Here is a 19144-nt window from a genome sequence, read left to right on the forward strand (position 1 = left end):
GGGAGGAAACATGAAGCACCGCGCCGTGGGTGCCGTGCTGTTCGGCGGTGGCGTCCTGCTCCTGGCGTTGGCCGCCGGGCTGGTGTTCGTCGTCAAACCGGCCATGACCAAGCTGCCCTACGACCTCAAGCCGTCGACCTCGATCGCTGAGGCCAGGGGGGCGACGTTCCTCCAGATCGCCGATACCGGCGTCGGGATCCACCAGGCCGACCTGAGGTCGACCATCCAGGTCACGCCGGAACGCACCAAGACCGCGGCGCTCAGCGGTGACCTCGCCGGCGAGGCGGTGGTCTGGCAGGTCGGCCAGACCGTCGAGCGTACGGACACCAAGGCGCTGGTCAACGCGTACAGCGCGGAGTTGGCGCTGAACCGGGTCTCCGGGGCGGCGGTCGACTGGAACGAGCAGTACCTGGACGAGACCGGCGGCAACCGGGAGAAGGTTCCCTTCGCGGGCCAGGTCTACAAGTTCCCGTTCAGCTCCGCACAGGGCAACTACGAGGTCTTCGACCGGGATCTGCGGCAGACCCGGCCGGCCGAGTTCAAGGGTGCCGAGGACGTCAACGGCCTTGAGACGTACCGGTACGAGCAGGTCATCACCGACGAGAAGCTGCCGCTGCCGGCCGACTCGGTCAGCCTGCTGCTCGGTGTGTTCGCCCCGGGTGCGACCTCGGGCGACGTCGTCTACAGCAACACCCGTACGGTCTGGGTCGACCCGGTCACCGGTGCCTACATCAACGTGCGGGAGCAGCAGAAGAAGGTGCTGGTGCCGAACGCGGGCGCCCCGGTGACGCTGCTCGACGCGGACTTCGCCTACACCGAGGAGACGGTGGCGTCCTCGGCGGACCGGGCCAAGGAGAGCCGGTCCCAGCTCACCCTCCTCGGTGTGTACGCGCCGATCGGGATCGCCGTGCTCGGCCTGGTGCTGATCGTCGTGGCGTTGCTGGTCTCCCGCAGCCGCACCGCAACGCCGGCCGCAGCTACGCCGGCCGCAGCTACGCCGGCCGCAGCTACGCCGGCCGCAGCGAAGCCGGCCGCCGATCCGGCGGTGACCCGGGTCGACCAGCCGGCGGTGCGCAACGACGAGCGGCAGGGCGGGCCGTTGTCCGACGAGATTCCGCCCGCCTCGACCAACTGGAAGTCGGAGTCGACGGCGCCGAGCCCACGGCACGCGCGGGACGAGGCGGAGAAGCAGTGACCGGCTGAGCGGTGACGACGAAGGCCGGGGGGCGCGCCCCCGGCCTTCGTCGTTCGTCTGTCAGGTGCAAGCAGCAGCTAGCGGCGGCGCAGGGCGTACCGGCTGCATCGCCAGTCCGGCGTGTACGGCAGGTCCGCCTGCCGGTCGACGATCTCCCCGCCGTGCGTGGCGACCAGTCGCGCCATGTCGGCGTGCGGTACCGGGGTCATCCGCATCGCCGCCGGGTAGCCGAGGATCCGGCGTTGGGCCCAGCTGATCAGCCGGAACGGCGCGAACCGCCAGATCAGGCCCTTGACGGTGGGGGCCACCTCGGTGGGCAGGCCCACCACGGCCACCCCACCCGGACGGAGGACGCGCAGGAACTCGGCCAGGTAGCGGTCGACTGCCGGTCGGGGCAGATGCTGGAGCACCAGGGCGCTGTAGACCAGGTCGAAGTGGCCGTCGGGGAACCGGCTCAGGTCGGGTGCGTCGTTCAGGACGAACTCGATCCGACCCTCGGTGCGGTCCAGCCGGCGGGCGGTGTCGAGCATGGACGGGGCGATGTCGACCCCGACCACCTGCTCGGCGTGGGCGGCCAGCGCCTGGGAGAGCCGCCCGGCGCCGCAGCCGAAGTCGAGCACCCGCTCCCACCGGGTGGGCAGGCCGAGCCCGGCCAGCCAACCGGTGGTCTCCTCGACATCGGCTCGGCCGGTGGCCAGGAACTCGTCCACGTCCCACCGGCCGCCGCGCTTACCGGGCCGGATCAGGACGGCCCAGAGCGGGTCCTCGGCGCCCAGGGTGGTCCAGTCGCGGCGTACGTCGTTCAAGCTCACCGGCAAACAGTAGGGCAGCCCAGCGGTCGCCGACACCCCCGAGCGTTCAGAGGCGGGCCAGTGCCCGGCGGAGCGGGTCGAGGCCGAGGGCGCCCAGGTCGAGCGCCTGCCGATGGAACTCCCGCAGATCGAAGTCGGCGCCCTTGCGGGCCTTGGCGTCCTCCCGGGCCTGCAACCAGATCCGCTCGCCCACCTTGTACGACGGCGCCTGCCCCGGCCAGCCCAGATAGCGGTTCAGCTCGAAGCGCAGGATCTCGTCCGGCACCCGGCAGTGCGCCCGCATGAACTCCCAGCCCAGCTCCGGTGTCCAACGCTCGCCGGGGTGGAAGTCGAACTGGTTGTCCTTGGGGATCTCCAACTCCAGGTGCATGCCGATGTCGACGATCACCCGGGCCGCCCGGAGCGCCTGGCCGTCGAGCATGCCGAGCTTGTCGCCCGGGTCATCGAGGTAGCCCAACTCGTCCATCAGCCGCTCGGCGTAGAGCGCCCAGCCCTCGCCGTGCCCGGAAACCCAGCAGAGCAGCCGCTGCCAACGATTGAGCAGATTGGCTCGGACGGCGGTCTGCCCGATCTGGAGGTGATGCCCGGGCACCCCCTCGTGGTAGACGGTGGTCACCTCCCGCCAGGTGGAAAAGTCGGTGATGCCGTGCGGCACCGCCCACCACATCCGGCCCGGCCGGGTGAAATCCTCGCTGGGACCGGTGTAGTAGATGCCGCCGTCGCTGGTCGGCGCCAGCATGCACTCGATCCGCCGGACCTGCTCCGGGATGTCGAAGTGGGTGCCGTGCAGCTCGCTTATCGCCTGGTCGGCCAGCGCCTGCATCCAGTCGCGGAAGGCCTCCTTGCCCTGGATGGTGCGGGCCGGATCGGCGTCCAGCGCCGCGACCGCCTCGTCGATGGTGGCGCCGGGGCCGGCGATCTCCGCCGACACCGTCCGCATGTCGGCCTCGAGCCGGGCCAGCTCGGCGAAGGCCCAGGCGTACGTCTCGTCGAGGTCGATCCGGGCACCGAGGAAGTACTGCGAGGCCAGCTCGTAGCGGTCCCGCCCGGCGGCCTGCTTCTCCCGGCCATGCGGGGCCAAATCGGTGCGCAGGAACTGCCCGAACTCGGCGGTCGCCGCGGTCGCCGCCGCCGCGCCCCGGCGCAGCTCGGCACCGAGGACACCCTCGGCGCCCAACCGCTCGACCAGCCCGTGGAACACGTCGTCGCCGTCCGGGTCGACCCAGGCGTCGCACTGCTTGGCGACCTCGATCAACTGTGCCCGCGCGCTGACCGCCCCGGCCGCCGCCGCCTCGCGCAGCGTCGTCTTGTAACCCTCAAGCGCGGCGGGGAGGAGGCCCAGCCGGGCGGCGATGTTGGCCTGCGCCTGCTCGCCCTCGGTCGGCATCAGGTCGAAGACCATCCGGATCGAGTGCAACCCGCTGGTGATGACGCTTACCTCGCTGGTCGTCTCGCCGGTGTCGTAGCGGGCGAGTTCGAGGCCGAGCCGCTCCTGCATCGCGTCCCGGGCGGTGCGCTCGGCCTCCGTCTCCGGCTCCGTGGCGTCGAGATCGGCCAGCGCGCGGCGGGTCAGCTCGGCCTGCGCCGCGTACCCGTCGGGCGACAGGTCGTCCAGCTGGTCGTCGTAGCCGGAAATGCCGACGTACGTGGCACCGGTGGGGCTCAGCGCCGCCCAGTCGGCCACGTAGCGGTTCGCGATGTCGTCGATTCGTCCCACGCCGCGAACCCTACGCGAGGCGGCCGGGCCGACGCTGTCGCCATACCCAGCTCAGGGCAACAGGTCGGCCGGGTCGAAGTCGATCGGGAACGGCTCGTCGGCGCGCAGCCGATGCCCGCTCACCGCCTGCGCGAGCGTGTCGTAGCCGCCGAACTTGCCGAGGGTGAACAGCTCCACCGCGGCGTGCCGCAGGCGACGGGAGATCTCCACCCGCATGAAGTACGGCACCCGTCCCTCGGCGCAGCGCATCGGCTTGTCGACGAAGTCCTGCCGCCGGCTGCCGGGCGAGACGAACTCGATCGCCATGGTGCAGAGGTGGGCCGGGATCCAGCGGTCCTCCTCGTCGGTCTTGGGCAGGGTGTGCAGGACGGTGACGTCCGGCTGGATCCAGCGCTGCGGGGAGAAGGTCAGATTCACCTGACCGAAGACGTAGAAGCCGTGTGCCCTGGCGGCGGGCTTCAGAAGATGGGCGAGCTCGATCTCGCCGTAGCTGTTCGTGCCGACCTCGGCGGGCGTCATGACCAACCTCCCGTCGATGCACTCGTAGCGCGCATCGGGTGCCTCGGGTAACGGGAGGTAGCGGTCGGCGAGCTGGGTCGTCCACATGCCGTCGAGATCGACGAGTGGGTCGAAGCGCATCGGCATCGCCATGGTTTACACCTCCTCGGTCGGTCAACGCCCTACCAATGTAGGTGGTTTCTGTGGTGCGGGACACGGTGGCCGATAACCGCACGACAATGTCGTACCCGAGGAGCAGAGTGTCAGGGGTGAAAGCCGATTTGACTCCTGACCAGCCGGCGCTGCGCAGCTGGCTGCCCGGCTTTGTCGCGCTGGCCGCGATCTGGGGCTCCAGCTTTCTGTTCATCAAGGTCGGGTTGGCCGAGCTGCACCCGCTGCACCTCACCCTCTACCGGGTCGGCGCCGGCGCGCTGACCCTGCTGGTGGTGCTCGTCGTGCTGCGGGACCGGCTGCCCCGGGAGCCCCGGGTGTGGGGCCATCTCACCGTGATCGCCGCCTTCGGGGTGGCGCTGCCGTTCACCCTGTTCGGCTACGGCGAGCAGCGGGTCGAATCGATGCTCGCCGGCATCTGGAACGCCACCACCCCGCTTGTCGTGCTGCCGCTTGCGGTGCTGGTCTTCCGCACCGAGCGACTTACCGTACGCAGCGCCGTCGGGCTGCTGCTCGGCTTCACCGGTGTGCTTGTGGTGCTCGGCGTCTGGCAGGGCGTCGGCGGCAGCCATTTCGTCGGCCAGCTGATGTGCTTCGGCGCGGCGGCCTGCTACGGCCTCGCGATCCCGTACCAGAAGAAGTTCATCGCCGGCAGTGAGCTGTCCGGGCTGTCGCTGTCGGCCGCGCAGCTGGTGGTCGCGGCGGTCCAACTCGCCATCGTGGCGCCGCTGGCGGCCGGTGCGCCGCCGGTGCCGACCGACCTGTCGCCCCGGGTGCTGACCGCCGTGCTGGCGCTGGGCGCGCTCGGCACCGGGCTGGCCTTCGTCATCCACCTGCGGAACATCCGGATCGTGGGCGCGAGCACCGCCGCCACGGTGACCTACCTGATCCCGGTATTCGCGATGCTGATCGGCGCACTCGTGCTCGGCGAGCGGCTCACCTGGCACCAGCCGGTGGGTGCGCTGATCGTGCTGCTCGGGGTGGCCGTCTCGCAGGGTCTGATCGGCCGCCGCCGACAGCCCGCCCCGGCACCGGCTGAGCTGCTCGCCGTTCCGGCGGAATCGCGATAGCCGCCCGGGGCGGACACCGCCACTTCGACGGGACGGAGTGGATCAGCGGCGGTGGGTCCAGGCGAGCAGGTCGTCGGCGGTCCAGGTGTTGACCACCCGGTCGGCGGGCACGCCGCAGCGGGCCGCGCGTTCGCAGCCGAAGCGCTGCCAGTCGAGCTGCCCGGGTGCGTGCGCGTCGGTGTTTATGGCGAAGCGGCAGCCGGCCTCCAACGCCCGCCGGATCAGCCGCTTCGGCGGATCCTGCCGCTCCGGACGTGAGTTGATCTCCACGGCGGTGTCGTGCTCGACGCAGGCGGCGAAGACCGCGTCGGCGTCGAAGTCGCTCTCCGCCCGGGTCCGCACGCGGTGCCCACGGTCCCCCGGACCGGTCACCCCGGCCGGCCGGGACGACACCATCCGGCCGGTGCAGTGGCCGAGGATGTCCAGGTGCGGGTTGGCGATCGCGGCAAGCATCCGGCGGGTCATCTTCGCCCGGTCGTCGTTCAGGCCGCTGTGCACCGACCCGACCACCACGTCCAGCCGGGCCAGCAGCTCCTCCTCCTGGTCGAGCGAACCGTCGGCGAGGATGTCCACCTCGATGCCGGTGAGGATCCGGAACCCCTCCGGCAGCGCCTCGTTCAGCCGGGCCACGTGGTCGAGCTGCCGGCGCAGCCGGTCGGCGGTGAGCCCCCGGGCCACCTTGAGCCGGGGCGAGTGGTCGGTGAGCACCAGGTACTCGTGGCCCAGCTCGACGGCGGCCAGCGCCATCTCCTCGATCGGCGAGCCGCCGTCGGACCAGTCCGAGTGGGTGTGGCAGTCGCCCCGCAGGGCGGTACGCAGCTCGGTGGCCTCGGCGTCCAGGTCGGTGCCCTCGGTGGCGAGCAGCCGGCGCAGGTAGACCGGTTCCTCACCGGCCAGCGACTCGGCCACGCAGCGGGCGGTGACGTCACCGACCCCGGCCAGTTCGGTGAGGCTGCCGGCGCGAACCCGGTCGGCCACCTCCTTGACCGGCAGCGCGGCCAGCGCGTTCGCCGCCGACCGGAAGGCCCGGACCCGGTAGGTGGCCTCGTTCGCCCGTTCCAGCAGGAAGGCGATCCGGCGCAGGTCGGCGATGGGGTCGCGGCTCATGTCCTGCAACCTACGCGCCCGCGCCGCCGGTCGGCAGACGACCGGCGGCGCGGGGTGGTGGGGACAGGCGGGAGGTGGGCCGCCGAATGGTGGGTACGGATCAGCTGTACGGCAGCCGGACGACCGAGCGGTTGCCGACGCCGAGGGTGCTGGGGTTGTTGCCGATGGCGGACCAGACCTCCACCCGGACGGTGCCGCCGCGCAGGTTGCCGAGGGTTCCGCTGCTGGAGTGCAGCCCGGCCGCCTGGGTGTAGTTCTCCCAGCCGGTCACCGGATCGGTGGCGAAGTAGCGGTACGTCTCCACCCGCTCCCAGGAGCCGTCGCCGGTCAGGTCGTACGAGATGCGGGCCTGCACCCCGTTGCCGACCGCCGTGCCGGCGTCCAGGAACAGGTCGAACGCGGTCTGTCCGCCGGTGTGATTCAGGTTCAGCCCGGTCGCGGTGAAGACCACCGGGTTACGCGGCGTGCCGTCGTAGTTGGCGCCCCCGGCGCTGCTCACGGTGGTGCTGCCGGTGGTGCCGGCGGCACCCAGACCGCCACCAGCCAACAGGTAGCGCACCGGTGAGCTGGAGGGTGGGTTGGTGGGCGTCGGAGTGGGCGTGGGCGTGGCGGTCGGAGTCGGAGTCGGCGTGGCGGTCGGGGTGGGCGTCGGGCTCGGCGGCGTACCACCACCGGCGCTGCCGCCGCTCCAGCTGTGTGCGCCACTGGTCGTGGTACGCCCCGGCGCCACCGAGAGCTGCGTTCCGTCGGAGAAGCGTACGGTCAGCGGGGTGGCGGAGATGTTGCTGGCCACGTACGTCCGGGCACCGTTGCGGTTGAACACGGCGGCCAGCGGGTGATCGGCGGTGACCCCGGTGTCCACCCGGCCCAGCGCGGCCAGGTTGCGGATCCAGTGGAAGGTGTGTGCCCGGCTCTCGCCCTCCTCCGGTGTGTAGCCGGGGTTGGCGCGCAGCTTGGCCAGTGCGGCGTCGGCGTCGCCGAGGGCCAGGAACTGCCAGTGCATGTCCTGCCACACCGTCGGCTCACCGCCGTTGTTACGTACCAGCTCGGCGTACTTCTGCGCGTTGTAGTTCGGGTGGTAGCCCAGGTAGAGGTGACCACCGGTGATCGGCAGCAGGTTGATGCCCTGGATCATCTCCGGTTCGGCGCTGAACCAGGTGGCGTACGCTCCGCCGTCGCCCCAGACCATGCCCACGTTGTTGTGCCCGAACGCGGCCGGGAAGTTCTCGTCGTTGACGTCGAACCAGTACTCGTGGATCGCCGCCGCCTGGGTGGTGTAGATGAAGATGCCGGCGTCCCGGACTGCCGTGTTCCCGGTGGCCTGGCCCCACTGGATCAGGGCGTTTGCGAAGTTCATCCCCTCGGACGAGGACTCCTGGTTGTTGCCGCTGGCGAAGGCGCCGTGCCCGGAGGCCCAGTCGTGCCCGGCGTAGATGTCGAAGTCACGCAGGTACGGGAAGCGGCTGTCGGCCCGGTCGTAGTTGTTCGCGTCCCGGATGAGCAGGTCGATCATGCCGCCGTACTGGTCCTGGCGGGCCCAGGCCGGGTCGAACTTGGCAAGCGTCGCGGCGGCGGCGATGTAGTAGCCGTAGTGGAAGTGGTGGTCGTTCAGCTCCTGGTCGGAGCCGTACGAGGCGGGGTAGCCGATAAGCGTGCCCCACCGCTGGTCGTAGTAGAAGAGCCGCTCGGTCTCGCCGGGCGAGGCGGTGAGCCAGTCGGTGAGCGTGGTGCGGATGGCGTTCAGCGCCGCGGTCCGGGTCTCGGTGTCGCCGACCTGGTCGGCGATCTCGGCGATCCGGGCCGCCCGGCCGAGCCCCTTACCGGTCCAGTAGGTGTCGTTGCCGCGCTGGTCCATCGGGTTGCTGCGTACCGCCGCGAGGTGTTGCCGCAGCGTGGTCAGGTCGGCACCGGCACCGGTGGCGACCGCGGGCACCTCGGGCAGTACGCCGTGGAACTGCATCGAGGTCCGGAACTCGGCGACCCCGGTGAGCACCTTCATCCGGCCCCGGGGCGACGGGTAGGTCTGGCTGATCGGGGTGGTCCCGGTCAGCGACTTCCACTGGTGCGGGTAGAGGCTGACCACGGTCCGCGTCTCGGTGCCCTCACGTGGTGTGGTGGTGAAGGTGTAGCGGGTCTCCACCCGGCTGGTCGCCTGGTTGTAGCTGTACGCGACGCGGGTGCCTGTGACGTGGGCGTGCGCGTAGGTGCGGTAGGTGTTGGCGAGTTGGCTGCGGGCGCTGGCGTCGGCGGTGGCCGGCAGCAGGGCGACCGAGAAGTAGCCCCGTCCGGCGAGGTTGGAGCTGATCCGGCCGCCGCTGACGGTCCAGGTCGCGCCCGTCGGCGCGTACGCGACGTAGTCGTGGCCACGGACGGTGAAGCCGATTGTGGTGCCGCTGTTGGACCAGATCGTGGGGCTGCCGCCGGTCACGTTGATCAGCGCGTCACCGCCGGTGGCGCGGAAGTAGGTGAACGGCAGGCCGTGGCCGATCGTCGCGCGCAGGGTCCGCGACCCGTCGCTCCAGTACGGCGTGACGGTCCAGTCCGTCCAGTCGTCCACCAGGACGTTCGGTGCGCCGAGCCCGGCCACCCCGACCCGGATGTCCTCCACGTAGGGGTACTTGAACTCGCCGACGCCGGTCGCGGTGCCGGTGATGGTGGCGGTGGAGGTGGCGGAGAAGCCGAGCCCGTCGGTGACCGGCTGGTAGGCGACCGGGTGCGCGTGCAGCGGTTCGCTGAATGCGCAGTTGAGGCGCTTCCAGAGCAGCGAGGACCACCAGTCGTTTGTGGGTACCGGGCCCGGCGGGGCGGCGGCGGTGGCGAACTGCCGGGGGTTGGTGGCGATGGTTCCGCAGCCGCCGGGGAGCGGGCCGACCGGGGTGGTGGTGTAGCTGCCGGCACCGACCGGCGCGGCCTGGGCCGCCGAGGTGAGGGTGACGGCGAGTCCGCCGCCGAGGACGAGGGCCGCGGTGGCGGTGGCGGCCAGGAGTCGGTGGTGGGTGCGGTGTGGGACGGGAGGTCTCATCTTTCCTCCATCGCGCGCCGGTCCGGCCGGGGTGGGCGGGGCGCGTTTCGTCATGATTGTGAGGTTAGTCGTCAAGAGAGCGCTCTCTTGGTTGTTACGCGGACGGTAGTTCACCGGCCAGACCGCCGTCAATGTGTCGCAGCGATGAAATGCGGATGACGCGGGACGCCGGCTAGCCGGGAGCGAGGCGCGCGCCGCTCAGGTGGTGGCGCGGGTCAGCGCGCCGACGGCTGCTCCGGGCAGCCGTGCTTGCGGTGCCAGGCGGCGACCTCGGTGGCCGGCTCGCGGTTGCCACCCTTGCGCCAGGAGTCGAGGTACGGCGCCGGCCAGACCACGCCTCGGCGGATCCACCAGCCGTCCTCACCAAGGCAGGGTGGGGAGATGCCGAAGTGCAGGTGGCAGACGTTGTTTGCGTTGCCGGTCCGGCCCACGGTGCCGAGCTGTTGACCGGCCCGCACCCGCGCCCCCGGTTCGATGCCGTCGGCGACCTCGGTCAGGTGCGAGCCGTAGTAGCGCACGCCGTCGTCGCCGAGGACCGACACCGACAGGCCGCCGTTGTACGGACCCTGCGGACCCCGCTTGTCGTACCGGTCGCGGCGGCTGACCTCGCCGATCGTGCCGTCGGTTACCGCGACGAACGGCTCACCGCAGTCGGCGAAGATGTCCGTCCCCGGGTACGCGGAGTGGGTCGGGTGGTACGCCACCTTCTGCGCGCGTACCGGAAAGACGTGCGGCAGTCCGGCGCGGGGTGCGGTGGCGGTCGGCGCCGGCTGGTCGGCGGCGTCCGGCCCGGGGCTGGTCGTGGCCGGGGCGGCACCGGTCGCGGTGGGCGCGGTCGCGGCCGTCGGGCTGGTCGCGGGCGTCGGTTCGGCCCAGTTCGGTTCGCTGCCGGCGGCACAGCCGGCGGCGGCGAGCAGCGGCACGAGCAGCAGCACCGCGTACGCGGTGCGGCGTCCGATCGTCAGCGGGACCACCCGGCCATCCTGGCAGAGTCGGTACGGTCAGCAGTACCGTCCAGGGCAGTGAGGAGCGGACCAGGATGAAGCCGTACAGCCCGTCGGGTCTCTTTCCCTCCGGGCGACCCCCGCGCCCCACCTACCGCGAACCGCACCAGGTCAGTGGTGCCGGTGTCGCCGCCGGGGCGGCCGCCGCGGTCGCCTGGCTGGTGCTTTTCGGCCTGCTCGGCCGCAGTCTCGCCGGTTACGCCTGGTGGACCCTGCTCGCCGGGGGCCTGGCCTGGCTGGCGGCCCTGCTGCTGGTCCGCTTCGGCGACCGGGGGGTGGCCGCCGGCATCGCGATCGTCACCGCCGGAGGCTGGAGCATCGCCGCCGCCGCGGTGGCGACCCGCTGGGCGACAAGTGGTGACTGGCCCCTCTGGTGAGCCGACCGGCGGTGACTCCGCTGCGTCGTCGGGTGGGCACCGAAACCCGTCTTGACTCGGTCGCCGCGACTGGGCACGCTCCCGGTATGGCCTGGACCACTCCGCGGCTCGATCCCGATCGCAGCCGACGCCGCCTTCAGCTCCTGGCGCAGTTGGCGGACGCCCGCGCGGTACGCGAACGGGAGCGGCCGCAGCGTGCCCGGACCGAGCGGCTGCGCCAGCTGATCGCCACCCGCCGCCGCCTCGCCGGCTGACGGCGTCGCTACTTTCCCCACCAATGACCGGCCCTTCGGGGCGTTGACCGGTCGACTGCCGACCCGACCGGCTAACGTGCACGCGTAACGGGCCGGTGTGAGCTGGTCTCGAGGCCACTTGGGGGGACCGTGTCGTACTTCGCTGCGGCCGTCGTACGCGAGAAGGGCGGCTGGACGGCTGCCGAACTGAACCTGCGGGGTGCCGCCGACGTCGACGAGGTCGCCGAGCGACTGCGCGACGTGGCACCCGACGCCGACATCTCCCTGCTCTTCGTCGAGGCGGACGACACCTACCTGGTCATCCTGCGCCTGGACGAGGGGGAGGACCTGCGGGTCTTCGGATCGGACTCGGCCTTCGCCGAGGAATCCCGGCTGGGCACCCTGTTGATCGGCGACCTCAAGACGTCGGTCACCGGGCTCGACGACACCGAGGAGGCGCGCCCGGTAGTCGCCGCCGCTGGTGATGACGATGCCGAACAGCCGGCCGTCGACCCGGAGGCGGACCCGGTCGGGGAGGCGGACCTCCTGGCCGACCTGGGCATCCCCGCGCAGCGGCTGCTGGCCCTCTGCACCCACGAGGGAATGATGCCGGCCGACGTCACCGCCGAGGTGTGCCAGGTGCTGGGCTGCGTCGACGACGTCGAGGAACTGCGTGAGGTCTGAGCCGGCTCCGTTCTCGGGCGGTGAGCCGGCCGACGTGACCGATCCGGCGCTGGAGACGGTACGGGCCGGGCAGCCCACCCCCGGCGCGGTCGGCCGGGTCGGGCCGGGTGCCGACGAGGGCCTGGCCGACCCGGGCGGCACCGGCCGGCGGCAGCGGCACGAACTCTGGATGCGCCGCGCCCTGGCGGTCGCCGTCACCGGACCGGACCTGCCGGATGCGGTGCCCGGCGGCGACGGAGACGACGTGCCGGTCGGCGCGGTGCTCTACGGCCCGGACGGCACGGAACTGGCGATCGGCCGCAACGAACGCGAGCTGACCGGCGACCCGACCGCGCACGCCGAGGTGCTGGCGCTGCGGCGGGCGGCGCAACGGACGGGCCGCTGGCGGCTGGACGGCTGCACCCTGGTGGTGACCCTGGAACCCTGCACCATGTGCGCCGGAGCGCTGGTGCTGGCCCGGGTCTCGACCGTGGTCTTCGGTGCCTGGGAGCCGAAGACCGGCGCGGCCGGCTCACTCTGGGACGTGCTGCGCGACCGCCGGCTCAACCATCGCCCGGAGGTGTACGGCGGCGTCCTGGAAACCGAGGCCGCCGCCGTCCTGCGCGCCTTCTTCCGCTGACCGGAAGCGGCCTTGCCGCCGGCTGCCCGGAGAGCACACCGCTGCCCCCGTTTCTTCCCCCGACCCTGCCGTAGCTCGGGGGCGGTCAGCGGTGTGCGCCCGTCCGCCGTGGAACCCCCTCGACCCCACGGCCAGCCGGGTGTCCCGGCACTGCCGATGGTCAGCCCCCCGGCAGCGCCCCCGACCGCCACCACGGTAGGTGGCGGCGCGCCGGGCCGCGAGGAACAGACCGCACAGTCCGCGTCCATCCGGTTCAGCTGTGCACAGTGGTCCGCCTCGACCGCTCGACGGCCCGCAGCGCCAGCCACAGATCGTGCCGGGCGCTGGGTGCACGCAGCAACGACCGGCCGAGCAGTGCCTCGGCGCGAATCAGCCGTTTCCGGGTGGCAGGGATCGAGATGCCGAGGGTGGCAGCGGTGGACGAGAGCCGGGCGTCGGCGGCCAACCAGGATCGGACCGTGGTCAGAAGCGCGGGCTGGTCGGCGTTCTCCAGCGGGTGCAGTTGGGCGGTCGCCCAGGCCAGCGCGCCCGGGGTCGCCAGCAGCGTGTCGAGCGTACGGGCAGCGGTCGACTCGGGCGGGAGGGCCGGACCCACCGGCGCCCTGCCGTGCAGGCGCAGGGCCAGTCGGAGCGTCGCCTGATCGCCGACGCGGTGCAGATCCATCCCGAGCAACTCGTTGAGCAGGCTTATCCGGGCCGTGAGGGTGTTCCGGTGCAGCTTGAGGTGACGGTTTGCGGCACTGTCGAAGGTGAGCCAGGAGGCGAGAGTGTCGAGCAGTTCGCGGGGGCCGGGCGCGCCACGGCGGGTCGGCCGGTAGGCCAGGCAGGGGGCCAGCACCGCCCGGGCCCAGGCCAGGCCGGCGTCGCCGGTGAGCGCGGCCAGCTCACCGTGCTGGCCGAAACCGGCGTAGCCCTGCGGCGCGGTCCGGGCCACTGCCAGGGCGTGGAATGCCTGCTCGTAGCCGGTCGCCGTGTCACCCAGCGAGACCTCCTCGCTCACCCCCACCCGGCAGGGCGGTCGCAGCTCGGCGATCCGCCGAAGCAGTTCATCGCCGTCCGCACTCCCGTCGTCGCCCGCACCCCCGTCGCCGCCCGATCTCCCGTCGCCGGCTGTCCCGTGGTCGTCCGGGTTTCCGTCCGGCGGGGTGGTGGGCACGAGCGCGATCAGGTGGTTGGGCCGCACGGGGCACGGTACGAGCCAGGCACGGCCGAGCGACAGCCGCTGCACCTGGGCGGCGATCTCCTGCCGACGCGACGAGGCACACTCCACGACGTACACCCGGATGGTGTCGGCGAGCGGCGGGTGCAGTGCCCCGGCGATCCGCCGGGCCGGCCCCAGATCGCCGACGATGAGCAGATGCAGCACCGCCTCGCGGGTGTGCGCCTCGGCGGACTCGAACCGCCGACGCGCGCCCTCGGCCTCCGCCAGGCGCCAGCAGAGACCGAGGGTGCGCGCCGCGTCGACGAGCAGGAGTTCGTGGTCCGCGCGGGTCTGTGCCACGACGATCAGATACGGCGTCCCGGGGCTGCCGAGGGCGACGAGCTGGACGACCCGGCCGTCGGCGTCGCTGAGCACGGCCGACGGGGTGCCGCTCCGGGACATGCCCGGCACCGCGCCCGCAGCAGCCGCCAGTGCCGGCCGGTGCGCGACCGGCCAGCCCTGCCCTGTCGCGGCGGACAGGAGTGAGACCGGTTCGCCCTCGGCATCGATGAGCGTCACCGATCCGCCGGTACGCGTGGCGAGCCAGTCCAGGATGGCGCGGACCGCGGCCGGCTTGGCGGCGAGTGCCGCCAGGGTCAGCACGTCGTCGAGGCGGCGACCGCCGCTCACGTCCGGAAGCGTTCCAGTGCGGGTGGCATGGCCGATCAGGTTACCCGCCGGCCCGGCGCGTCAGGCCGGTAGCAACGTGCTGGCCACGGTCCGCGCCGTGTCGGTCCACGGGGCCGGCCGCATGGTGGCCGGATCGAGCCGGACCACGGCCCGCCGACCCTCGGCGTAGACGGTGGCGCCGTCGAGCGAGTGGAACCGGAAGGCGTACGCGGCGCTGCTGGTGCCGAGGTGCTCCAGCCAGAAGTGCACGGCGACCGGCCCGGTGCCGGTGATCGGTGCCCGGTAGGTGATGGTGAACTCGCGGACCGCGTGGAAGACGTCGGGCGTGGTGGCGGCCCCGTTCCGGTAGGCCACCCCCCGCTCCGACCAGTACGCGGTGAGCGCCCGCTCCAGCAGGAGCGCGTACCGGGCGTTGTGCAGCAGGCCCATGGCGTCGAGGTCGTCGAAGTGGACCATGGCGTGCTCGACGTGGCCGTACTCGACGGCGGCGGGTTCGGCGAGGGCGTGACTCATGACGGGCCTTCCGGTAGCAGGTTCGGATCCGGGCAGAGCGCCCGCAGTCGGTGCAGTACGCCGCCCCGGGCGAGCCGGTAGGTGGTGTCCGGGTCCAACATCCGGGAGCGCATCGCGGCGGCGATCCCGAACGAGTCGATCTCGTACGCCAGCAGCGCCGGATCCGTCCCGGCGGGCAGTTCACCGAGCTCGACCGCCTGCGCCACGAGCCGTTCCAGGAAGCCGGCCCAGTCGGTGAAGACCTCGATGAGGCGGTCCCGGACCGCGCCGGGCCGGGCGTTGAACTCGAACTCGGTGGTGGCGAAGAAGCAGCCACCGGGGAGGACCTGGGTGGCGTAGAAGTCGATCCGGGCCTCGTGCAGTGCCCGGATCCGGCGTACGCCCCGGGGTGCGCGCAGCGCCGGGTCGATGATCAGCTCCTGCCACTGCGTCACGGCCCGGTCGATGGTGGCGAGCTGGAGCGCCTCCTTGGAACGCCAGTGGGCGAAGAGGCCGGACTTGCTGACGCCGAGGGAGTCGGCGAGGTGCCCGAGGGAGAGCCCGTCGAGTCCTTCGGTGGAGGCCAGGCTAACGGCGGCGTCCAGCACGGCGGTGCGGGTGCGTTCACCCCGGGCGAGCCGGCCGTCGACGGTCATGCCGCGACACTACTAAAAAAGACCGACCGGTCGTGCTTATTCTTGTCGTGATGGTGGTCACGGGCCCGGACGCGAAGCGTCCCGCCACCGATGGCCGGTGGCGGGACGCCTGGAAAGGTGTTACCTCAGGCGACGATGGTGTCCAGGGCGATCTCGACCATCTGGCTGAAGGTCTGCTCCCGCTCCTGCGAGGTCGTCTTCTCGCCGGTCTTGATGTGGTCGCTCACCGTCAACAGGGTCAACGCGCGGGCCTTGAACCGGGCGGCGATTGTGTAGAGCGCCGCCGACTCCATCTCCACCGCCAGCACCCCGTAGTCGGCCAGCCGGTCGTAGAGGTCCGGCCGGTCGGTGTAGAAGGCGTCCGCGGCCAGGATCGGCCCGACCCGCATCGCGATGCCGCGCCGCTCGGCCACCTCCACCGAGGTACGCAGCAGCCCGAAATCGGCGACCGGGGCATAGTCGATCAGGCCGTCGAAGCGGACCCGGTTCATGTTCGAGTCGGTGGACGACCCACTCGCCGCGATCACGTCCCGCAGTTGCAGGTCCTCGGTCAGCGCGCCGCACGAGCCGACCCGGATCAGCGACTTCACGCCGTACTCGTTCACCAACTCGTGCGCGTAGATCGAGGCGGAGGGCATGCCCATCCCGGAGCCCTGCACGGAGACCTCGACCCCGTTCCAACGGCCGGTGAAGCCCAGCATCCCCCGGACCGTCGAGTAGCAGTTCGCGCCCTCGAGGTAGGTCTCCGCGATCCACTTGGCCCGCAGGGGGTCACCCGGCATCAGGACCCGCTCGGCGATCTCGCCCGGCTTCGCGCCGATGTGCGTACTCATGGCAGAGATCCTGCCAGGCCGGCCCGGCCGGGACCGGTTCGGCGTCCGAACGGGGGGTCCTGTACCCTCGTCGGCGGTGGCGTGTCCGAGCGGCCTAAGGAGCACGCCTCGAAAGCGTGTGAGGGTTTACGCCCTCCGAGGGTTCAAATCCCTCCGCCACCGCTCGTGAATGCCCGATCGATCCGCAGAGATCGATCGGGCATTCTGCTTTGATCTTCAGGTCCCCGAACCGGTGACCCGCCAGTCAATCCCGCTCTCGGAGGCGTTGGTCCGAATGATGCTGTGAACGCACCTTCTGACCGAATGGAGCGAATCATGGCGGAGCCCGTCGTCTCGGAATCCAGCCACGCGCGGCTGTTGTTACGGCGCCGCCGAGTCGGACGGCTGATCCTCTGTCTCGGGCTCAGCGTCGTCACCGTACTCACACCGTCGGGTGTGGCGAGTGCGGACGCGACGGGCGGCGACGCGGGAGTGATCGGGTCTCAGCACGACCCGAGCGGCTTCTATCGGAACCCCAGCGCGGCGGAACTGGCCGGAACCCCGGTCGGCGGGGTGTTCAAGTTCGAGCGGATGAAGGTCGCACTACCCGTGCACCTGGCCAGCTCCCAGGCGTGGCGGATCATGTACCGCTCGGAGGGCATCCACGGGCGACCGATCGCGGTGACCGGCTACGTGCTGGTTCCGAGAGGTACGGCACCCAGGGGCGGGTGGCCGATGGTGGCGTGGGGGCACGGGACCTCCGGCCTCGGACCGGAATGCGCGCCATCGAAGGACCCCGACTTGCAGGGGTACGTCGGCCTGCACACGCGCCTGCTGCGCGACGGGTACGCGGTCGTCGCGACCGACTATCCGGGGCTGGGCCTTCCCGGGCAGCTGCACAACTGGTTCCAGCTCTACACCCTGGGTCGGTCCGTGGTCGACAGCGTTCGGGCCGCCCGGAACGTGTCGCCCGCGCTGGGGCGGCGGTGGTTCGTGGCGGGCCACTCGGAAGGCGGCCTGTCCGCTCTCGGCGCGGGTGAGTTGGCTGCTGGTCGGGCACCCGAGCTGGATCTTCTCGGCACCGTCCCGATTGCGACAGGCAGCACCCTCATCCCGATCGTGGAAAACCTGGCCGCCAGCCCGCACATGCCCTCGGCACCGGAGATGGCCGCGTACGTCAGCTACGCGGCGGTGGCCGCGAAGATGTTCGCACCACAGCACATCCGGTACACAGATCTGCTCTCGCCCGAGTTCGCGGCGCACCTGCCGGCGATAAAAGAGCTGTGCCTCGGCAAGCTCATCAAGTACCTGAAGAAGCGGAAGTCGGTGATCAAGTCCTGGGTGAACCCCGACTGGGCACGCAACCAGACGCTACTGCGCTGGTTCCGCAGCATCTATCCCGCGCAGCGGCCCTCGGCTGCACCGATGCTGGTCCAACAGGGCAGCGCCGACACCACCGTCCCTCAGTCGAGGACCAACCAACTCGTTGCAGATCTCTGCACACTCGGAGATGTCGTGGATTACCGCACCTACCGCGGCCTCGATCACCTGAGCATCATTCCCGCTACTCCGTGGCAGTCTCATCGGCCCTACGAGGACATGAGTGACTGGCTGGGTACGCGACTGGCGGGCCAGGCTGCCCGCCAGACCTGCCAACCGGTGGTCGACCTCGACGACTTCAACGTCGGGGAGGGCTAGCCGGTCAGCAGGGGGAGTGGCCGTCGAGGAAGAGGCGGCGGGCCCAGCTGGCGTAGCCGGCAATGATCTTGCGGACCGTCTGGCCGTCGTGCAGGAACAGGTAGGCGCGGTCGCCGTCGCGGGCGAGCAGGCCGTCGAACCGGTACGTCCCGTGTGGAGCGCGAAGGGCACGCACCTTCGGATATCTGCCCCGGACCTCGGCGATCGGCGTGCCGGCGGTGACGCCCTCCGGGGTCTGGACCGGGTCACCGGCCCAGAGCAGCACCAGCCGGCCCTCGATGAAGATCGGGCTGATCATGTCGTGCCCGGCCAGCGTGGGACCGCAGGCGTCGACGTCCGTACGCAGGATGCCGCGCCGGGTCAGCTCGCTCTCGGTGTCGCCGAAGTCCACATCGGCGACACCGTCCAGGCCGACCACGGTGGTCGACGCGACGGGCTCGTGGACGGCGATGCGGTCCGGTGTCATGGGTCCGCTGCCCGATGCCGAGGCAGCCAGTAGCAGTACGGCGATGAAGCCGAATTGTCGCAATTTCATAAGAATCCCCCAGTCCCCAACGTGACGGGGGCGGAGAGGTTATTGCCGAGCCTCCCATTCGTCGGCCAACTCGTCCCAGTAGTCGGCGCTGAGCCCGCGCCGCCCATGCGCGAGCCACCCCTCGGTGCTCCGCTCGACGTGCAGGCCCAGCTCAGCGAAGGGGTCGATCCACCGGCCCGGCTCCGCGCCCAGCTCGACCAGGGCGGCGTTGATCGGCCAGTCGGCACGCGGCCCGTCAAGCGCCGCGTCGAAGCGCGGACCCCAGGCCAACGCCCCGCCCAGCCAGACCACCGCCGCCTGATGCCCGGCGCCACCGGCGAACTCCGCCTCGACGTACGCCACCGGCCCGCGCTGCGACCAGCGCGCCAGCACGTCGGTGAGCGCGGGGGAGAGGGTGAGCGTGAAGGGCTGCTCCGGGCCGGGGTCGTCGAGCGCGTAGTCGGGCGGGGTGCCGGTCAGCTCCTCCACCAGCTGCGCCGTCACCGGCAGCAGGGCGAAATCCTGCCGCAGCTCACCGAGCACGGCATGGTCCAGCTCGCGGGTCTCCTCGCGCAGCAACTCGGCGTCCGCGACGATCGCGCTGAGCTGGTAACTCACTCCGCGTCCACAGC

At 71.4% G+C, this 19144-nt stretch carries 19 protein-coding genes and 1 tRNA gene; 8 read left to right on the plus strand and 12 right to left on the minus strand.

What is annotated here, in order from left to right; genetic code table 11:
• Window positions 1-10 precede the first annotated feature (10 nt).
• Complete coding sequence (pgfA, locus tag AC507J_RS07720; RefSeq protein WP_496288384.1) at window positions 11-1195, plus strand: cell envelope lipid trafficking protein PgfA; 1185 nt, start codon at window positions 11-13, stop codon at window positions 1193-1195.
• A 77-nt stretch (window positions 1196-1272) separates the two neighbouring features.
• Here the strand turns inward: pgfA and AC507J_RS07725 are convergent, their stop codons facing one another.
• The 3 genes from AC507J_RS07725 to AC507J_RS07735 are packed head-to-tail and all read right to left on the minus strand — an operon-like array spanning window position 1273 to window position 4375.
• Window positions 1273-2007, minus strand: coding sequence for a class I SAM-dependent methyltransferase (locus AC507J_RS07725; RefSeq protein ID WP_496288385.1), 735 nt, complete (start codon window positions 2005-2007; stop codon window positions 1273-1275).
• A 46-nt stretch (window positions 2008-2053) separates the two neighbouring features.
• Window positions 2054-3724 (minus strand): DUF885 domain-containing protein, encoded by a 1671-nt coding sequence (locus tag AC507J_RS07730; RefSeq protein WP_496288386.1) that lies wholly within the window; start codon window positions 3722-3724, stop codon window positions 2054-2056.
• A gap of 51 nt (window positions 3725-3775) precedes the next feature.
• The gene (locus tag AC507J_RS07735) at window positions 3776-4375 is read right to left on the minus strand and encodes a Uma2 family endonuclease (RefSeq protein ID WP_496288387.1); all 600 of its coding nucleotides are present in this window, start codon (window positions 4373-4375) and stop codon (window positions 3776-3778) included.
• Window positions 4376-4461: 86 nt separating this feature from the next.
• Between AC507J_RS07735 and AC507J_RS07740 the strand changes: the two genes are divergently transcribed.
• The gene (locus tag AC507J_RS07740; protein WP_496288539.1) at window positions 4462-5463 is read left to right on the plus strand and encodes a DMT family transporter; all 1002 of its coding nucleotides are present in this window, start codon (window positions 4462-4464) and stop codon (window positions 5461-5463) included.
• 42 nt (window positions 5464-5505) lie between these two features.
• Here the strand turns inward: AC507J_RS07740 and AC507J_RS07745 are convergent, their stop codons facing one another.
• The 3 genes from AC507J_RS07745 to AC507J_RS07755 form a co-directional block, all read right to left on the minus strand.
• A complete protein-coding gene (locus AC507J_RS07745; protein WP_496288388.1) occupies window positions 5506-6570 on the minus strand; it encodes a PHP domain-containing protein in 1065 nt (354 codons plus the stop codon).
• A gap of 100 nt (window positions 6571-6670) precedes the next feature.
• Window positions 6671-9592, minus strand: a complete 2922-nt coding sequence (locus AC507J_RS07750) for a glycosyl hydrolase (RefSeq protein WP_496288389.1) — start codon at window positions 9590-9592, stop codon at window positions 6671-6673.
• 215 nt (window positions 9593-9807) lie between these two features.
• A complete protein-coding gene (locus tag AC507J_RS07755; RefSeq protein WP_496288390.1) occupies window positions 9808-10566 on the minus strand; it encodes a M23 family metallopeptidase in 759 nt (252 codons plus the stop codon).
• A 65-nt stretch (window positions 10567-10631) separates the two neighbouring features.
• Between AC507J_RS07755 and AC507J_RS07760 the strand changes: the two genes are divergently transcribed.
• From AC507J_RS07760 to AC507J_RS07775, 4 genes are all read left to right on the plus strand, one after another.
• On the plus strand, window positions 10632-10973 hold the full coding sequence (locus AC507J_RS07760; protein WP_496288391.1) for a hypothetical protein: 342 nt from the start codon (window positions 10632-10634) through the stop codon (window positions 10971-10973).
• 86 nt (window positions 10974-11059) lie between these two features.
• Window positions 11060-11227 carry a hypothetical protein gene (locus tag AC507J_RS07765; RefSeq protein ID WP_171023025.1) on the plus strand — a complete coding sequence of 56 codons (168 nt, stop codon included), beginning with the start codon at window positions 11060-11062 and terminating at the stop codon, window positions 11225-11227.
• Window positions 11228-11356: 129 nt separating this feature from the next.
• Window positions 11357-11890, plus strand: coding sequence for a tRNA adenosine deaminase-associated protein (locus AC507J_RS07770; RefSeq protein ID WP_496288392.1), 534 nt, complete (start codon window positions 11357-11359; stop codon window positions 11888-11890).
• A 169-nt stretch (window positions 11891-12059) separates the two neighbouring features.
• Complete coding sequence (locus tag AC507J_RS07775; protein ID WP_496288540.1) at window positions 12060-12509, plus strand: nucleoside deaminase; 450 nt, start codon at window positions 12060-12062, stop codon at window positions 12507-12509.
• 253 nt (window positions 12510-12762) lie between these two features.
• Here the strand turns inward: AC507J_RS07775 and AC507J_RS07780 are convergent, their stop codons facing one another.
• The 4 genes from AC507J_RS07780 to deoD all read right to left on the minus strand — a co-directional run bounded on the left by AC507J_RS07780 (window position 12763) and on the right by deoD (window position 16321).
• Window positions 12763-14340, minus strand: a complete 1578-nt coding sequence (locus tag AC507J_RS07780; RefSeq protein ID WP_496288393.1) for a helix-turn-helix domain-containing protein — start codon at window positions 14338-14340, stop codon at window positions 12763-12765.
• Between the two features lie 60 nt (window positions 14341-14400).
• Window positions 14401-14853 (minus strand): acyl-CoA thioesterase, encoded by a 453-nt coding sequence (locus AC507J_RS07785; RefSeq protein WP_496288394.1) that lies wholly within the window; start codon window positions 14851-14853, stop codon window positions 14401-14403.
• Window positions 14850-15488 (minus strand): TetR/AcrR family transcriptional regulator, encoded by a 639-nt coding sequence (locus tag AC507J_RS07790; RefSeq protein ID WP_496288395.1) that lies wholly within the window; start codon window positions 15486-15488, stop codon window positions 14850-14852. Before AC507J_RS07790 ends, AC507J_RS07785 begins: the two co-directional genes overlap by 4 nt.
• A gap of 125 nt (window positions 15489-15613) precedes the next feature.
• Window positions 15614-16321: a purine-nucleoside phosphorylase gene (gene deoD / locus AC507J_RS07795; RefSeq protein ID WP_496288396.1), complete on the minus strand. Its 708-nt coding sequence runs from the start codon at window positions 16319-16321 to the stop codon at window positions 15614-15616.
• Window positions 16322-16396: 75 nt separating this feature from the next.
• Between deoD and AC507J_RS07800 the strand changes: the two genes are divergently transcribed.
• Together AC507J_RS07800 and AC507J_RS07805 are read left to right on the plus strand one after the other, a co-directional pair.
• A tRNA-Ser gene (locus AC507J_RS07800) sits at window positions 16397-16483 on the plus strand.
• Window positions 16484-16636: 153 nt separating this feature from the next.
• On the plus strand, window positions 16637-17998 hold the full coding sequence (locus AC507J_RS07805) for an alpha/beta hydrolase family protein (RefSeq protein ID WP_496288397.1): 1362 nt from the start codon (window positions 16637-16639) through the stop codon (window positions 17996-17998).
• A gap of 4 nt (window positions 17999-18002) precedes the next feature.
• Here AC507J_RS07805 and AC507J_RS07810 read toward each other — a convergent pair whose 3' ends face one another.
• Together AC507J_RS07810 and AC507J_RS07815 are read right to left on the minus strand one after the other, a co-directional pair.
• Window positions 18003-18533, minus strand: coding sequence for a thioredoxin domain-containing protein (locus tag AC507J_RS07810; RefSeq protein ID WP_496288398.1), 531 nt, complete (start codon window positions 18531-18533; stop codon window positions 18003-18005).
• A 39-nt stretch (window positions 18534-18572) separates the two neighbouring features.
• The gene (locus AC507J_RS07815; RefSeq protein ID WP_496288399.1) at window positions 18573-19130 is read right to left on the minus strand and encodes a hypothetical protein; all 558 of its coding nucleotides are present in this window, start codon (window positions 19128-19130) and stop codon (window positions 18573-18575) included.
• Window positions 19131-19144: the final 14 nt, after the last annotated feature.

This window comes from Micromonospora sp. PRAS1 (assembly GCF_059553435.1).

What these genes read in the sequence shown, in the direction of transcription:
- pgfA (WP_496288384.1), top strand. Translation starts at nt 11, where the DNA reads ATGAAGCACCGCGCCGTGGGTGCCGTGCTGTTCGGCGGTGGCGTCCTG.
- AC507J_RS07735 (WP_496288387.1), bottom strand. Translation starts at nt 4,375, where the DNA reads ATGGCGATGCCGATGCGCTTCGACCCACTCGTCGATCTCGACGGCATG.
- AC507J_RS07740 (WP_496288539.1), top strand. Translation starts at nt 4,462, where the DNA reads ATGTCGTACCCGAGGAGCAGAGTGTCAGGGGTGAAAGCCGATTTGACT.
- AC507J_RS07745 (WP_496288388.1), bottom strand. Translation starts at nt 6,570, where the DNA reads ATGAGCCGCGACCCCATCGCCGACCTGCGCCGGATCGCCTTCCTGCTG.
- AC507J_RS07750 (WP_496288389.1), bottom strand. Translation starts at nt 9,592, where the DNA reads ATGAGACCTCCCGTCCCACACCGCACCCACCACCGACTCCTGGCCGCC.
- AC507J_RS07760 (WP_496288391.1), top strand. Translation starts at nt 10,632, where the DNA reads ATGAAGCCGTACAGCCCGTCGGGTCTCTTTCCCTCCGGGCGACCCCCG.
- AC507J_RS07765 (WP_171023025.1), top strand. Translation starts at nt 11,060, where the DNA reads ATGGCCTGGACCACTCCGCGGCTCGATCCCGATCGCAGCCGACGCCGC.
- AC507J_RS07775 (WP_496288540.1), top strand. Translation starts at nt 12,060, where the DNA reads ATGCGCCGCGCCCTGGCGGTCGCCGTCACCGGACCGGACCTGCCGGAT.
- AC507J_RS07785 (WP_496288394.1), bottom strand. Translation starts at nt 14,853, where the DNA reads ATGAGTCACGCCCTCGCCGAACCCGCCGCCGTCGAGTACGGCCACGTC.
- AC507J_RS07790 (WP_496288395.1), bottom strand. Translation starts at nt 15,488, where the DNA reads ATGACCGTCGACGGCCGGCTCGCCCGGGGTGAACGCACCCGCACCGCC.
- deoD (WP_496288396.1), bottom strand. Translation starts at nt 16,321, where the DNA reads ATGAGTACGCACATCGGCGCGAAGCCGGGCGAGATCGCCGAGCGGGTC.
- AC507J_RS07805 (WP_496288397.1), top strand. Translation starts at nt 16,637, where the DNA reads ATGGCGGAGCCCGTCGTCTCGGAATCCAGCCACGCGCGGCTGTTGTTA.
- AC507J_RS07810 (WP_496288398.1), bottom strand. Translation starts at nt 18,533, where the DNA reads ATGAAATTGCGACAATTCGGCTTCATCGCCGTACTGCTACTGGCTGCC.